This is a genomic window from Streptomyces albidochromogenes, assembly GCF_005981925.1.
GTDB lineage: Bacteria > Actinomycetota > Actinomycetes > Streptomycetales > Streptomycetaceae > Streptomyces > Streptomyces albidochromogenes.
This window is the reverse complement of sequence record NZ_VBVX01000023.1, coordinates 1-12,588: the sequence shown is the minus strand read 5'-3', so window position 1 is coordinate 12,588 and position 12,588 is coordinate 1. Positions and strand designations below refer to the sequence as shown.

General features: G+C 68.4%; 18 protein-coding genes. 5 read left to right on the top strand and 13 right to left on the bottom strand.

Translation table 11 applies throughout. The features are described from left to right. Positions 1–79 precede the first annotated feature (79 nt). The 9 genes from E2E34_RS05370 to E2E34_RS05335 form a co-directional block, all read right to left on the bottom strand. A complete protein-coding gene (locus E2E34_RS05370) occupies positions 80–640 on the bottom strand; it encodes a GGDEF domain-containing protein (RefSeq protein WP_138900751.1) in 561 nt (186 codons plus the stop codon). Positions 641–729: 89 nt separating this feature from the next. Then, positions 730–1,017 carry a SpdD protein gene (locus E2E34_RS05365; protein WP_138900750.1) on the bottom strand — a complete coding sequence of 96 codons (288 nt, stop codon included), beginning with the start codon at positions 1,015–1,017 and terminating at the stop codon, positions 730–732. A 22-nt stretch (positions 1,018–1,039) separates the two neighbouring features. After that, positions 1,040–1,195: a hypothetical protein gene (locus tag E2E34_RS35285; protein ID WP_167518215.1), complete on the bottom strand. Its 156-nt coding sequence runs from the start codon at positions 1,193–1,195 to the stop codon at positions 1,040–1,042. Positions 1,196–1,215: 20 nt separating this feature from the next. Next, complete coding sequence (locus E2E34_RS05360) at positions 1,216–1,404, bottom strand: mobile element transfer protein (protein ID WP_138900749.1); 189 nt, start codon at positions 1,402–1,404, stop codon at positions 1,216–1,218. Between the two features lie 15 nt (positions 1,405–1,419). Continuing rightward, on the bottom strand, positions 1,420–1,665 hold the full coding sequence (locus tag E2E34_RS05355; protein WP_138900748.1) for a hypothetical protein: 246 nt from the start codon (positions 1,663–1,665) through the stop codon (positions 1,420–1,422). 12 nt (positions 1,666–1,677) lie between these two features. Beyond that, a complete protein-coding gene (locus tag E2E34_RS05350; RefSeq protein WP_138900747.1) occupies positions 1,678–2,316 on the bottom strand; it encodes a DUF2637 domain-containing protein in 639 nt (212 codons plus the stop codon). Between the two features lie 4 nt (positions 2,317–2,320). After that, positions 2,321–3,667, bottom strand: a complete 1,347-nt coding sequence (locus tag E2E34_RS05345; protein ID WP_138900746.1) for an FtsK/SpoIIIE domain-containing protein — start codon at positions 3,665–3,667, stop codon at positions 2,321–2,323. Between the two features lie 3 nt (positions 3,668–3,670). Further along, on the bottom strand, positions 3,671–4,003 hold the full coding sequence (locus tag E2E34_RS05340) for an SCO3933 family regulatory protein (RefSeq protein WP_138900745.1): 333 nt from the start codon (positions 4,001–4,003) through the stop codon (positions 3,671–3,673). Between the two features lie 138 nt (positions 4,004–4,141). Further along, positions 4,142–4,921, bottom strand: coding sequence for a GntR family transcriptional regulator (locus E2E34_RS05335; protein WP_138900744.1), 780 nt, complete (start codon positions 4,919–4,921; stop codon positions 4,142–4,144). Between the two features lie 18 nt (positions 4,922–4,939). Here E2E34_RS05335 and E2E34_RS05330 point away from each other — a divergent pair, with 18 nt between their 5' ends. Further along, positions 4,940–5,407 carry an NUDIX hydrolase gene (locus E2E34_RS05330; RefSeq protein WP_138900743.1) on the top strand — a complete coding sequence of 156 codons (468 nt, stop codon included), beginning with the start codon at positions 4,940–4,942 and terminating at the stop codon, positions 5,405–5,407. 342 nt (positions 5,408–5,749) lie between these two features. Here E2E34_RS05330 and E2E34_RS05325 read toward each other — a convergent pair whose 3' ends face one another. Together E2E34_RS05325 and E2E34_RS05320 are read right to left on the bottom strand one after the other, a co-directional pair. Next, positions 5,750–6,142 (bottom strand): hypothetical protein, encoded by a 393-nt coding sequence (locus tag E2E34_RS05325; RefSeq protein ID WP_138900742.1) that lies wholly within the window; start codon positions 6,140–6,142, stop codon positions 5,750–5,752. A 146-nt stretch (positions 6,143–6,288) separates the two neighbouring features. Further along, positions 6,289–7,200, bottom strand: coding sequence for a hypothetical protein (locus E2E34_RS05320; RefSeq protein ID WP_138900741.1), 912 nt, complete (start codon positions 7,198–7,200; stop codon positions 6,289–6,291). Between the two features lie 709 nt (positions 7,201–7,909). On the opposite strand from E2E34_RS05320, the gene E2E34_RS05315 reads away from it, so the two are divergent. Continuing rightward, positions 7,910–8,158: a type II toxin-antitoxin system CcdA family antitoxin gene (locus E2E34_RS05315; protein ID WP_138900740.1), complete on the top strand. Its 249-nt coding sequence runs from the start codon at positions 7,910–7,912 to the stop codon at positions 8,156–8,158. Then, on the top strand, positions 8,155–8,556 hold the full coding sequence (locus tag E2E34_RS05310; RefSeq protein ID WP_138900739.1) for a DNA-binding protein: 402 nt from the start codon (positions 8,155–8,157) through the stop codon (positions 8,554–8,556). Before E2E34_RS05315 ends, E2E34_RS05310 begins: the two co-directional genes overlap by 4 nt. A 121-nt stretch (positions 8,557–8,677) precedes the next feature. Here E2E34_RS05310 and E2E34_RS05305 read toward each other — a convergent pair whose 3' ends face one another. Both E2E34_RS05305 and E2E34_RS05300 read right to left on the bottom strand, forming a co-directional pair. Further along, positions 8,678–9,097, bottom strand: coding sequence for an excalibur calcium-binding domain-containing protein (locus tag E2E34_RS05305; protein WP_138900738.1), 420 nt, complete (start codon positions 9,095–9,097; stop codon positions 8,678–8,680). A 424-nt stretch (positions 9,098–9,521) separates the two neighbouring features. Beyond that, on the bottom strand, positions 9,522–10,472 hold the full coding sequence (locus tag E2E34_RS05300) for an NAD-dependent epimerase/dehydratase family protein (protein WP_138900737.1): 951 nt from the start codon (positions 10,470–10,472) through the stop codon (positions 9,522–9,524). A 655-nt stretch (positions 10,473–11,127) separates the two neighbouring features. Here E2E34_RS05300 and E2E34_RS05295 point away from each other — a divergent pair. Further along, complete coding sequence (locus E2E34_RS05295) at positions 11,128–12,063, top strand: SCO2400 family protein (RefSeq protein ID WP_138900736.1); 936 nt, start codon at positions 11,128–11,130, stop codon at positions 12,061–12,063. A gap of 137 nt (positions 12,064–12,200) precedes the next feature. Further along, on the top strand, positions 12,201–12,588 hold a 388-nt coding region (locus E2E34_RS05290; protein ID WP_138900735.1), incomplete at its 3' end, for a hypothetical protein.

Below are 12,588 nucleotides of genomic sequence, written 5' to 3'. Positions count from 1 at the left end.
CTTTCGATTGCGGTTGGAAGGGGCCGGACCGTCCGGGCGGCGGCGATGCTTGGCGGCTTGTGCGCCGCCCGGAGGTCGGTCAGCGAGAAGCGGGGCGAGGGCCGCGACGGCCGGGGGTGCCCTTGGCGGCATACATCGCGGCATCGGCGGCGGTGAGCGCGTCGCTGAGAGTGCGAGTGGCCAGTTCCGCGAGGCGGCAGCAGCCGACCGAGACGGAGACAGGAAGCGACTGGCCGCCGTACGGGAACGGCTCATTGAGCGAGCGGGCGAGCGTGTCGAGCTCCGCAGTGCGGTCAGCGTCGGGGGTCACAGCGACGAACTCGTCTCCACCGAGACGGCCAGCGACGCCGTGTCGACCGCACCAGGCAGCGAGGCGGGTGGCGGTGGTGGTCAGCGCGGCATCCCCGGCGGCATGGCCGTACGAGTCATTGAGGTTCTTGAAGTCGTCCAGGTCGAGCAGCAGGACGACCGCGTCCCGGTGACGGCGGGCGATGCGTTCGGCGGCAGCGGTCCACCCGGCTCGGGTGTGCAGGCCGGTGAGTGGGTCGCGGCGTGCGGTGGCCAGCCGGTGGGCGAGGTAGCTGGAGTGGGCGGCCCAGCCGAGCAGGGGCAGGGATAAGGCGAGTGCTTGCGGGTCCACGGTTCTCCTTCGTCGCGGTTGGAAGGGGTTGCGTAGGCCGTCCGGGCGGTGGCGATGCTTGGCGGCTTGTGGCACCACCCGGAGGCCGGTCAGCGGTTGAGTTCCTGGCGGAGCAGGCGGACCAGGAGCAGCAGCACGACGCCGCTGATGGACAGCGCGAGCCCGGTGATGGCCACGGCCAGGAGCGAGGAGGTGAGCACCACGCCGACCACGACGACACCGGTCACGGCGGCAGCGGGATTGCTGCGGGCAGCGTCGACGACGCCGGACCGAGCGGGCGTGGGTGCCGGCGGGGCAGACTTCTCGACCGCGACCGGGGCGGGCGTGTGAGCGGTCGGGACGTACGTGTCGGGCGCCGGGTACTTGGGCTTGAACACGGTGGTTCTCCTTCCAGGCGGGTTACTTGGCGAGCGGGTCGATGACCGGGGTCAGGAAACTGTCGGCGAGGAGGTAGCCGCCCAAAAGCAGGACGGCGACCAACCACAGCGGCGGGCGGACGAGCTTGATACCGAGTGCGCCGACGACGATCAGGGCGAGCCAGAGCGGTACGTCCATGGCGGTGATCTCCTCTGCTCTCAGCGGGGGTTGCAGCGGTGGGTGCGTGCGGCCAGCTCGGCGGCGGCGCGGTTGAGGTAGTCGGCCGACCAGTCGCAGCCGGGAGCGGTGCAGGCGGCGGCGTGCGCCTCCCGGCCCTGACGGTCGCGGTGGGTTCCGATCTGGATCGGCCCGATGCGGTCGACGTCCCAGAAGCGGTTGCGAGGCATGAGGCTCACTTCCTCTCAGGCGAGTTGGGCGGACGTGTACGTCTCGACAGCGACGGCGTAGGCGGTGGCGGCTTCGAGCAGCTCCCGCGCGAACTTGAGGTGCTCGGCCGGGGTGAGGCTTTCGCGAGCGCAGAGGGTGAACGACGCGTGCTTGTCCTGCACGGCAAGAATCGGAGTGCGCTTCGGGCCGTAGTCGTGGCACATGACGAACGGCTTGTCTGTCAGGTGGAAGCGGATCGAAGCGCCGATGGAACTGGACATGCGGAACCTCCGTCAGGCGAGTTGGGCGGCGATGGCGTCGGCCATCGGGGCGGGGACACCGAGGCGAGCGCGCAGGGTGTTGGTGTCGATGGGCTGACCTGTGGCCGACTTGTGGTCGTCGGCGAGCTTCCGTGCGTGGGTGATCAGTGCGGGCGGTACGGCAGGCGAGGCAGCAGGCAGTGCCGGGGCCGGGACGGGCGCAGACTCGGCGGTCTCTTCCCGTACCAGCTCGGGTTGGGCCTCGACCGTTTCGAGCGGCGTCGGCTCCACACGCTCGGCGTCCGGGGAGTGCACGAGGAGCGTTCCGCCGAGGAAGGCGAGTGCCGGCCACCCGGCGACGAGGATGCGCAGCCAGTCCGGTACGTCTCCAAGGTCGAGCAACCCGGCGGTGGCGACGTTCGCCCCGAGGGAGGCGGCAAGGGCGACAGCGAACCAGGACCAGGCGGCCCGCCTCGGAGCGTCGGAGTCCCGCAGGCTGCGCAGCCGACGCCAGGCGGCGACGAGCAGCAGATCCACGGAGACCGGGTAGGCCCATGCCTTCCAACCGTCCTGCCCGGCCGCTTCAGCGAGGTCGTGCAGGTGGGAGAAGGACAGAGCACCGGCGATCACGGCTTGCACGAGTACGGCGTCCAGCCGGAACGATGACCGCATGGCGTCAGTCCTTGTCCGGGACCAGGGCGAAGGCGTCGGGGGCCGCTATCGGCCGGAACGCTTCCAGTCCAGGGAGACCGGGCGTCAGGTGCGCGTGCTCATCGCAGACCGCGACCGCCTCGGCCAGACCGATGAACGGAGTACGGACGAGGGACCAGCCCCCGGAAGAGTCACCAGCCACCGCCATGCCCCGCTGTTCCGGCCCGATGTTGGTCGCGGCGAGAACGGCCACAGGGCTGATGTCCCCAAGCGCCATCTTGGCGGTGGTCTCATCGTTGACCCGGTGGGAGATTCGCCCAGTGAGCTGGGCCCGCAACGCGGTAGCGCCCTTGCCGAGTTCGGCGCCGAAGCGCTGGCCGCACACCTCCAGGTAGATGCCGGCAGCCCGGCCGAGTTGGGCGACCCGCACGAGCTGCGTGACCATCTGGTCCCGGCGCTTCTCGTCGGCGGCGGACGCCGTGAGGAAGAGCTCTGCCACCTCGTCGATGAAGAGGACGACAGGCACCGGCCTCATGTCGTCGGGCAGCCCCCAGATGTCCGAGGTAATCGACTCCGGAGAAGAGCCGGGCGCGAGACGCTGAACGGTCCTGATCAGTTCGTACCGCTCGGTCATCTCCACGACCAGGGCGTCAAGCAGGTCCGCGGCTTCTTCAGGGGTGCAGGCCAGAGCCGAGAGGCGGGAAGCGAAGGGGGCCAGTTCCACGCCCCACTTGCAGTCGATGCCGACCAGAGCGACAGGCTGGGGAGCGAGCCCCGCCACCAGGCCGCGCAGGTACACCGACTTCCCCGACTCCGTCGCGCCCATCACCAGCTCATGCGCAACGGTCCGGAAGTCCCTTGTATGCACCGCCCCGTCGGAGCGCAGTGCTACTGGGACCCTCAGCAGCTTGGGTTCTGCGGCGCGAGGCATCACGACCTTGCGCAGCACGTCGTACCCGACAACCTTGACCTGAAGCCAGCCCGGAGAGAGCGCCGAGACGTGTACTGCGTACGCGTGCCAAGAGTGCCGCAGGCGCTCGGTCGCCGTTTCGAAGTCGTGCACCTCCTGCCCCGGCTGCATCTTGATCCGTAACACCAGGCCACTGGCGGTGATACGGACCCGAGTCAGGCGCGGAACCATCCGGGAGGGGGTTCGCCTTGTGGCGGCGGCGACGGTGAGCCGAAAGCGAGACGGCGGCTCGGTGAGGCCACACGCCTCCATGACCGAGCGGTACGTGATCGAGATCCGGGCCAGCTTTGCCAGGGCTCCGAAAGCGACCCAGTACCAGACGGGACGCTGGTGGCGGAGAGCCAGCAGACCCGCGACGATCAGCACGAGGCTGATGAGCGCGAGGACCTGTTCGGTGGTCATCGGTCAGGCCGCCAGCGAGGTGACGGCAGCGGCGCGGAACGAAATCCCGTGCCGCTTCTGCCCGTTGAAGTCGTTCTCCCAGGGCCGGGCCACCAGGCCGGTAAGCGCGACCGGCGTGCCCGTGGTCAGCTCACCAGAGATGTCGTCCTCGATGACGGCGACGGTGACGACGTCGGCGCTGCCGTTCGCCACGAACAGCACGTCCACCACCATCAGCGGCTTGCCGGTCTCGGTGTCGACGGCGATGAGCCCGTTCTTCTTGTCCTTCATCTTCGGCCGGGGCGGCTGGGCGACCATCACGGTCACGCCGGTCATGTCTACAGGGATCAACTGCACAGAGATCACTCCTACAGAGGTGATGGACTCCGCCACTCATGTATATGAGTGACATGAAGAAGAGTGCATCACTCCTATACATGAGTCAACCCGCCGGGACGAAGAAGTCGCGGCGGGCTGAGGGCAGTTGAGCGAGCGTCAGTCTGTGGCTGGGATCCTGTAGCTGAAAACGAACTGGTCAGCGGCCATGAGCGTGTCGCAGACCTCCACCACGCGCCCTTCTTCGGTCACCGCGTTGCGGATGAGGTGCACAACAGGGGCACCCGGGTTCAGAGCCAGCTCCGAAGCCTCCGCCTTCGTGGCAAGACGCGCTTGCAGGGTCTCGACGAACTCGGCGAACTCATGCCCGTGATCCTCCAGGCGGGCGTAGATGCCACCAGGGCCGGGGTTTTCAGCGAACAGCTCGGGGATGTCCTTAGCCACGTCCCACGGAACGTACGAGGTAGCCGTCTCGACGGGAGTCCCGTTGCGGAAGTAGAGGCGCCGCCGCGCGAGCACCTGGGTGCCGGCCTCGATGGCGAGCCGTTCGGCGATCTCCTCGGGCGCATCCAGAGCGCCGCTGTACAGGAGGTTCACCTTCGCCGTTGCGCCCGACTGCTCAGACTCAGCCAGGTACGCAGCCTTGCCACCACGCCTGTGCGACCTACGGAACCGGTCCGACGACCGCTGCCGTACGGGCGGCCGGTCCTTCACCATCGAGCCCTTGCCGTGGCGGGTATCTACGAGCCCACTGGCCCGGACCTCCACCATGGCCTTGCGGATCGTCCCGCCGGATACGCCGTAGCGCTCGACCAGCTCGGACTCACTCGGCACCATCTCTCCAGGCTTGAGGAGACCCGCCCTGATCTGCTGCACGATCTCGTCGGCGATCTGCACGTACCGAGGTACGGCCCTGCCACCTCCCACCGCAGTTCCCATAGTCCTTCACTTCCTCCTATGCTCCTGTACATGAGTAACGGGTCCCAGCAAAGCACGTCAACGCCGCTGCACTCCGTGTCTGTAGCCGGAGCGGTGCTGCGCGAGGACGGTCGGCTACTGGCGATCCGCCGCGCAGACAACGGGACATGGGAGCTTCCGGGCGGAGTCCTGGAGCTTTCCGAGGCACCCGAAGAGGGCGTTAGGCGCGAGGTGTTGGAGGAGACCGGCATCCACGTCGAGGTGGACGAGCTGTCCGGCGTCTACAAGAACACGACGCGGGGCATCGTCGCCCTGGTCTTCCGCTGCAAGCCCTCCGGTGGCGTCGAGCGCACGTCCGACGAGTCGACCGCGGTTGCCTGGCTCACGCCCGAAGAAGTAGCCGAGCGGATGTCCGAGGTCTACGCAGTTCGGCTCCTGGACGCCCTGGACGAGGAAGGCCCGCACGTCCGAAGCCACGACGGCAAGCGCCTGAGCCCAGCGCGGTAGAACTTTCCCTACTTAATCAAGGCCCGCGCACGGCGCGGGCGCGCGCCGCCTCTGCGGCGCGGCCTGCCTCCTGTCTCCGCCCCGGCTGGCCGCGCCCGGCGGCGCGCTACGTGCAGCGGGCAGAAGGTGGGAAACCCCTCTGTGGCTGGGGCGGTCGGCTCCACGGCTTTAGCCACCTCCCCAGTTCGGGTCCCGCGTCGAGCAAGACCAGGGGGCCACTCGTTCAAATCCCGGGCAGGGGCACAGCCTGCCCGAGTTGCCGGCCAGCGTACGGCCCCCTGATCATGCTCGACCCCAAACCGGGCAGGCCACCGGCCAAACCCGCTCCACCGACCTCGTTGATCACCTGTACGTTCGTTGGGGCTGATTATTTCTCTCAAGAATTGACAGCGTCACACCCAGGCCAGAGATTAACAGGCCAACCAGGCTAGAAAATGCGGCAGAAATGATTGTGATTGAGATCGGACGATTCCCGCCACGTTCGGCATCAATTCCGATAGCAATCGTCGACACGACCAGAATCATCATCAGGAATAGGCTTGTCACGATCAGACATTTTGCGATATCACTACGCGCGTCCGCCATCTCCCTCTCTCTCCGACGATTCGCTCCTCGTGCATCAACTTTTGGGGCAAACGCAGACAGGATTGCAACCGCAGCCAGCGCAAAGCCGAGCAGGCCGCTAGAGGAACCGGTCAGAGAGGAGTAGATATCCTTTCGCAAGTCGGGGTCCACTCCCGCCAATAGACGGGGTCCCCCCAGCGCCAGGTTGACGAGGAGGCAGGCTAGCGCACACGCAAAAGCTACGATGGGAATTACCCACCAATTCCGGTTGACCTTCCCCATGATCCCAGACATGCCCGCCCCCTGAATGTCAAGTTCTATGGTTTATGCATCAGCTCCGCAGTCGACGTGGTCTCGAAGACACCCCTCTGCTTGAAGTCCTTGTATGCCTGATCAAGTTCATGGAATACAGACTCCACGCGGGGGGCCGATGGAATGTCAGTCCGATGGGGCAACTCGACCTCAGTGTTCAGCCGCTCCGTCAGCAAGTTCACCTGCTCAACTCGCCCTGACCTCTTATTCCGCCCACGCACTACCATCCCCGTCAGGAGATCACTTGCGTTCGCCGCAAGATCAAGCAACTCATCTTCTAGATCCTGATCGATATACCTATTCTTCGGCCCATATCGCCCCATGCCGAGGCTGACACGCACCGAGGGAAGTTCTTCCCCCGCAACCGCCGGCCACAGCTTCTCGAAAGTACCCCTGTCTCGGGTCGCATATTCCGGCTTCGTCATCGCCAGGTCAAATGAGCGGAATTGCCCCGCCATCTCTTCCAGCCTGCGAAAGGCATCCTCGTTGTACAGTGGTTCGAACTGCACGTACGACAGCATTCGCTGCCGCAGGAAGAATGACAACCTTGAAAGCCTGGGGGAATGCCTACCCATGTCATGCGCGCAATACCCGTCCGGCCAAATGGCTACATGCGTAGCATCTGCCGGGTATTCATTAGCCAATAGGGAAAGCGGACCGATCGAAGCGGCTGGATCCCACTTGAAGGGACGGTCCTCCTCTCCCCGAAGGGCGAGCACGCGAAACTTGACCGGCTCCCTGCCCCCTCCCGAATCAACTACTTCCACGGCCGTGATGACGCCGTCTTTTTTGACCATCTGATGGTCGCGGTTAGTACTGATCTCTTGCGCCAGGCGCCCCGCAACCGCTGCCGGATCGAACTCGTCCCGGCCAGCCACGGACGCCCACCGGTAGAAGACCAGCTTTCGCTTCAACATGGTCCCAGGCTACGAGCCAAACCCTCCTTGCGCAGCGCTTGTCCAGGCAAGAGAACTTTGCCCGTCATGCACCACTTGGTGGCATTCTTCCTCCTCTTCTGCGACTCGGTTTCCAGTATCGACCAAGGGTCTGACAACGGGCCCTCCTAGACTGCCCACACCCAGGTCAGGGCAAGACTCAGGCGCTGTCGCTGAACAGGGACACAGCCTGAGCCTGGTCGTCTCACGTCCTCACCCGCCGCTCCTCGATCTCGCGGGAGCCATGGTCGCGGTGCACCAGAAGCGCACCAGAACGCCCGGCCAACAGCGGTCACTGCGAGCCATCGCGGCATCGTTCAGCTGGAGACGGTCGAGCCGTTACGGCAGGTCCTGGCCAGGGTTGCCCTCAAGTGATCAGTGATTCCCAAGCTCAGAGCGCGAGTTCGATTCTCGTCACCCGCTCCATGATGAGGCCCAGGTCTGAGACCTGGGCCTTCGTTCTGTGTGCCGTGCCGTGGGGCCCCGCGGGGCCGTACCTGACGGTCGGCCCCCGGCCGGTGTTCGAGCCGGGCTCACCGAGCAGCCCGGCAAGGGGACCCGCTGCGACTTGTCAATCCCGCCGCGACCAGCTGGAACGCCAGAAGCCGGGCCGATTCGATCGTGCGACCTCGACTGTCGAGTGTCAGGCGGAACCCAAGCCCTCCTATGCATACTCCAGTATGCTTTCTGCATGTCCTCAACGACTCGCATCACCGTCACGCTCCCCAGCGATCAAGTGGCGGAGCTCCGCAAGCTTACGGACAACGTCTCCGGCTATGTGGCGGCAGCCGTGGCCCGCCAGATCAGGCACCAGCTTCTGGGCGACGACCTCCGCCGGCACGAGGAAGAGCATGGAGGCTTCAGCGCCGAGGAGCTCGCCGAGGCCCACGCGAAGATCTTTGGCGGAGACGGCTCCTCCAAGGGCGCGGACGCCGCGTGAACGAGCGCATCGAAACCGTTGTCCTGGACTCAGAAGGGCTCTTCGCCTGGATCGCGCAGGACCGCAAGCTCCTCGCGATGCTGCAGGTCTTCCACGACATGGGAGCTGACCTGGTGATTGGGGCGAACACCATCGTCAAAGTCACCCACTCCCGTACCAACATGCCTCGCCTGAAATGGGCCTTGTCCCGTGTCAAGGTGGAGCCGGTCACCGAGCGGGCGGCGAAAGCGGCGGCTGAGCTCCTCAAAGGCGCCGGGCTGCACGGGCACAAGTACGCCATCGACGCCACGGTCGCCGAGGTCGCGCTCCGCCAGCCGAAACCGGTCGCCCTGCTGACGTCCGACAGCGACGACATGGCCAAGCTCTGCGGCAGCCAGGTCCGCATCATCCCTCTCTGACCCTCCAGCCCACCTGGAGCATGAACCTCAGCAGGTTCTGTGGCACTGCCGCCACTCGTGCCCCATCCGTGCCCCCAGCGGAGCGAGAACAGTCCGGGTGGCCCGGCTCAGGCGTCGGGCGTCAGCCCCAATCGCAGCCGGTGCCGTCGTTGTCCCGGTCCAGGTGGTTGCCGTAGCCAGGATCGCCGCGGTGGACCGGCGCGGCACCCGCAGCGCGGGCGGCGGCACAATTCTCGTAGTAGACCGCCGAGTTGCCCTCCTCGCTTTCTTCGCTGCCGAGGTCGTAAGCGTCAGCGGATTCCGTCTCCGTGACGGTTACCGTCGGGCCTGGCTTCGTGACCGTCGCTCGGGGCTCGGCTGTCGTGGTTGCCGTCACCGTGGCAGCCGGCTTGGCAGCCATCGTCTCGGTAACGGTCGGGCCAGGGCCGGCCTTCACGGCCGCTGCCGCCACTCGCTCGTCCCCCGCGTCGCCGCCGGCGACACTGCCGCAGCCGAAGCCGACCAGCATGAGCAGCACCCCGCCGGCGTAGGTGCGCTTCATCTTCGACAGGGGCCGTGCTCCTCCAGCGGGCTGAGGAGCAGACGACGGACTGATCGTGTACGGATTGCTCAAGGTCCCCCCTCGTGCAGTTCTTGTGAAGCGACACCGTAGTCCTGAGCGGAGGGCGGAAGGCGTACGAATGGGAAAATACGTACGCGCACGTCCGCTCACACAGCCACCCGTCGAAGGCCCACGTGTGCCGTGCCCCGTCGGTCGTCGTCAAAGGCGGTTGCGGGCGGCGCGGTTGGGGAGTTCGGGACCTGGGGAAAGCTGCCGCTTGAACGGTACGCGCTGGGCTCCGGCGGCCTACGGAGGGCCGTCGCACTCCTTTTCCGCCCGGACCAGGAGGCCTACCTGCACCATGCCGCGTTCGATGAGGTGCGCGAACGGGGCGGGGCGGAGCGCGCGTCGGTGCCGGCTTCCGTCACCCCGTGGCGTTCAGCCGGTCGCGCCACCAGGTCAACGTCGCCTTGATCTGCTCCTCGACCGGTGTGGCCCGGACCGTCAGTGCGGCCTCGTACGCGCTCGCATCGATCACGAAGGGGCGGTCGAACTGGTAGCGGATCTCGTCCAGTTCGCGGAGCAACGGTGAGACGAGCGACGCGACGCGCACCACGACCGGCGGCAGTCTGCGTACCGCGACGGGGGCGGTGCCTGCCTGCGCGGCAAGGCGGCCCACCATCTCCCGGGTGGAGAGCGGGGGCGCCGTCGGTACGTGCCAGGCCCGGCCCCAGACCCGCTCCTCGTCCGCGACCTCGACCAGGGCCCTGGCGACGTCGGGGACGTAACTCCAGCTGTGCGGGGCGTCCGGGTCGCCGAGCGTGGAGACCGGTTTGCCGCGCAGCAGGCGCGGGACGGCCCGCTCCGCCAGGTGCCCGCCGGCGGTCACTCCCGGGCCGAAGAAGTCCGACGCCCGCAGTTCGACCGCCTTGATCCGACCCAGTTCGTGCAGTTGCCGTGCCAGCTCCCACACCGCGGCCCGTACGCGGCCCTTGGGGCCGGTGGCCGCGAGCGGCAGATCCTCGGTCATGGGGCCGTCCACCGGACCGTAGCCGTACAGGTTGCCCAGCATGACCAGTACCGCCCCGGTCGCCTCGGCGGCCGCGCAGAGCGAAGCCGCCATCGGCGGCCATTCGCTCGCCCAGCGCGGGTACGGCGGTGCGCCGCAGCTGTAGATCGCGGTGGCGCCCCGCGCGATGTCGATCAGCCGCTTGCTGTCCGCCGTGTCCAGCATGTCCAGTGCGACGTGCTCGACGCCGGGCTCCGGAGCGCGGCCCGACTTGGTGACGACTCGTACGGAATGGCCCTGTGCGGCCAGCAGCCGGGCAGTTGCCGCCCCGGCGGGCCCGAATCCGACAACGACATGAAGGCTCACCCCCGCACACTAGCGCGAGCGCGGGCGGGGGCCGTTGTTGTCCGACCGATCGGATGCGCAGTGGTTCGGTTCGTCAGGAGGCTTTCTGACGCGGTGCGTTGGGGGCCGTAACCAGGCACAACCGTTCGGGTGGGTTCCGTGACCGTCCTGCCGTCCCACGGCCGTGGCGCTGGCGCGACCGTCCCGGGCGTGGTGCGGCTGCGCGGCACGGAGTCAGGGGGGATCCGGTGGAGATGCCGCAGTACGGCGCCGCCCCGCACCACACGCGCGACCTGACGGAGATGTACGGGGCCGACGCCCGCTGACCGGCGACGCCGCGGCGAGCCAGGTGGGGTACGGGCCCCCTGGTGCCGGTGGGCCCGCCCGGTTGCCGTGCCCACCGACCGGCGAGGCGTACGGGCGGACCGACAAGGCGTGCGGGCGGCGGGCCACGGACCTGGGCAGATGCAGCGGTCGCGGGCGATATGCGCTCCCGGCCGGTCACTCCCTGTCACAGTCGCCCGGCGAGAAATCTTCGCAGCAGCCTCACAAGGGCTGCGCAGCACCTTCGGCGGGCCCCGCTAGCGTGAGCGCCGCTCGATCCCGCGTGCGATCCCGCGTGCGAACTGGAACAGGTCGCGCGTCCTTGGGGGCGCAGTCAGCAGAAAGATCGCAGATGGATTACTGCTCGTCCTGCCGCCGGCATCTCAACGGCGCCCTCGTGTGTCCCGGATGCGGCGCTTACGCTCCGGACATCGCCCCGCCCGCCGACCTGCTCCCCGGCGCGTCCGCGGAGGCACCCGCACCGACGCCCGGCCACGCCGGCGCTCACCTGGCCGACACCGCCACGCCGGACGCACCGGAAGCCCCGCCCACCTCGGACGCCCCGGGCACTCCGGGCACCGAGGCGTCCAGCGGCTTCGCGGGAACGGCCGCCACCGGCCGGGGCCGGGCGGCACGGCGCCGGCAGCTCGCACGCTGGAAGAAGCACCGGCGTCGGGCAGCGGCCGCCACCGCCGTCGCACTCTTCGGCGGCGGCCTGACCGTGGCCGTACTGTCGGCCACCCGGCCCTCCTCCGGGCACACCCAGGCGGCCCCGCCGCCGGAGCCGGTGAGCGCGTCGACCACGCCCGGAGCAGCGGCGGACGACTCGTCGTCCGAGCAGCGAAAGCCGCGCAGCGCACAGGACCCCGCCACGCACCCGGACGCCCCGGCCACCGGGCAGCACCGCACTGCCGCCGTGTCTTCCGACGCGCCAACGGACCGCCGAGGCCGTACCGCCGCCCCGGACCGGGCCGCCGCCCCCGCGCCCAGGGGCGCGCAGGCTCAGCACGCGTCCACGGCGGCGCCCGGGACCGCAGCCGAAGCGGCCCCCGGACCGGCGACGGGCGGGGGCAGCGGTGGTGGCAGCGGCAGCGGCGGCACCGCCGACGCCACGGACCGCGACGATCCGCAGGCCCCGCCCCCGGCCCCGGCTCCGGAGACCAGAGCGCCGGCTTCCGCCGATCGCCCCGGCGTCATCGGCACCGTGGTGGGCCTCCTGCCCAAGGCACCGGCGGACGAGCCCGCGTCACCGGCGCACGTGTGCCTGATCGGGGTGTGCCTCGGCTGACCACCGCCGCCCGAGCCCGGCCACGGCCGCCGCCCTCTTCACCCTGACGTCACCCTGACGACCCGCGTCCCAGACTCACGCCCCGCGATCCGCGCCACCGCACCCCTCGCCACCGCAATCCCAAGGAGGCTGAGCCCATGAACGCCGGCTACCAGGCCCAAGCGCGGTTGCACAGAATCGGCCGCTGGTGGGCCGTCGACATCCCGCAGGCCGCCGTCCACACCCAGTGCCGCACCCTCGACGAGGCCGAGACCATGGCACGTGACGCCGTCGCCCGGGCGCACGGCCTCCGACCGGACACGATCACCGTGGAGCTGGTCGTACCCGAGTTCGCCGCGCTCCTGTACGACGTACAGCGCGACGTACGGAGAGCGACAGCGCACCGTGTCACCAACGGTGGAACCCCGCCTCACGCCCTCGCCGACGCCGCCCGGACCCTGGTCGAGGACTGGCGCGTCAGCCAGAGCGACGCCGGCCGGCTGCTCGGCCTGTCCCACGACGAGATCTCCCGGCTCGCTCCGCCCC

Excerpts from the sequence above, each read along its gene's own strand:
- E2E34_RS05355 (WP_138900748.1), bottom strand. The coding sequence starts at position 1,665 with ATGTCCAGTTCCATCGGCGCTTCGATCCGCTTCCACCTGACAGACAAG.
- E2E34_RS05350 (WP_138900747.1), bottom strand. The coding sequence starts at position 2,316 with ATGCGGTCATCGTTCCGGCTGGACGCCGTACTCGTGCAAGCCGTGATC.
- E2E34_RS05335 (WP_138900744.1), bottom strand. The coding sequence starts at position 4,921 with ATGGGAACTGCGGTGGGAGGTGGCAGGGCCGTACCTCGGTACGTGCAG.
- E2E34_RS05305 (WP_138900738.1), bottom strand. The coding sequence starts at position 9,097 with ATGAAGCGCACCTACGCCGGCGGGGTGCTGCTCATGCTGGTCGGCTTC.
- E2E34_RS35285 (WP_167518215.1), bottom strand. The coding sequence starts at position 1,195 with ATGGACGTACCGCTCTGGCTCGCCCTGATCGTCGTCGGCGCACTCGGT.
- E2E34_RS05320 (WP_138900741.1), bottom strand. The coding sequence starts at position 7,200 with ATGTTGAAGCGAAAGCTGGTCTTCTACCGGTGGGCGTCCGTGGCTGGC.
- E2E34_RS05315 (WP_138900740.1), top strand. The coding sequence starts at position 7,910 with ATGTCCTCAACGACTCGCATCACCGTCACGCTCCCCAGCGATCAAGTG.
- E2E34_RS05345 (WP_138900746.1), bottom strand. The coding sequence starts at position 3,667 with ATGACCACCGAACAGGTCCTCGCGCTCATCAGCCTCGTGCTGATCGTC.
- E2E34_RS05360 (WP_138900749.1), bottom strand. The coding sequence starts at position 1,404 with ATGCCTCGCAACCGCTTCTGGGACGTCGACCGCATCGGGCCGATCCAG.
- E2E34_RS05295 (WP_138900736.1), top strand. The coding sequence starts at position 11,128 with ATGGATTACTGCTCGTCCTGCCGCCGGCATCTCAACGGCGCCCTCGTG.
- E2E34_RS05330 (WP_138900743.1), top strand. The coding sequence starts at position 4,940 with ATGCTCCTGTACATGAGTAACGGGTCCCAGCAAAGCACGTCAACGCCG.